At 38.8% G+C, this 531-nt stretch carries 2 protein-coding genes; both read left to right on the top strand.

The genetic code is table 11. The features are described 5' to 3' along the window. Nucleotides 1-226: hypothetical protein (locus SAE01_RS24875; RefSeq protein ID WP_218029245.1), on the top strand; the 226-nt coding region annotated here is incomplete at its 5' end. Nucleotides 227-239: 13 nt separating this feature from the next. Further along, nucleotides 240-531, top strand: a 292-nt coding sequence (locus SAE01_RS24325) for a hypothetical protein (RefSeq protein ID WP_147206430.1), incomplete at its 3' end; no start/stop codon positions are given.

Genomic DNA, 531 nt, shown 5'->3' with positions numbered 1-531 from the left:
GATTGAAAAAATACTTGCGAGGCAGCAAGTTTTACGAGCGCTAGGACAAACTAATCTACCGGTCCAACCCTTAGTTCAGCAGTATGCAAGTTCAAATCATTCGAACTTCCAAAGCAATAAAGAAGACACTGTAGATGTGCTTATGAAACCGCAGCCCAACAATGAAGAAATAGACAAACATTTTAAACAAAAGCGAAAGAAAAAAAGGCAATCTCATCACGTGTAAACAACTGACAGTTATGGAAGCCGAAATCATACAAACAGTACTAACAGAAGTAGTGGAAGACTTTCAGGAATTAAAGCAACAAAATGCAAAGTTGGTAGCAGTTGTGTCTGATCTGAATAATAAAGTAGATGATTTTCAATTGAAGCTAAGCAACATACAAGTAAGTGCTCCTGTTACTGACATAGAACCGATGACTAGAGCAGTAAACGAAGGCGTACTGAGGCTGCCGAGTATTATTGAGAAACAACCAAAAAGCATAATAAGGCAACATAGAATACTACTCTTTCCGGAACATGGGACGAGGG

This window comes from Segetibacter aerophilus, from assembly GCF_007991655.1.
Lineage (GTDB): Bacteria > Bacteroidota > Bacteroidia > Chitinophagales > Chitinophagaceae > Segetibacter > Segetibacter aerophilus.
The sequence above is the reverse complement of the archived record's forward strand: the minus strand, read 5'-3'. Positions and strand labels throughout refer to the sequence as shown.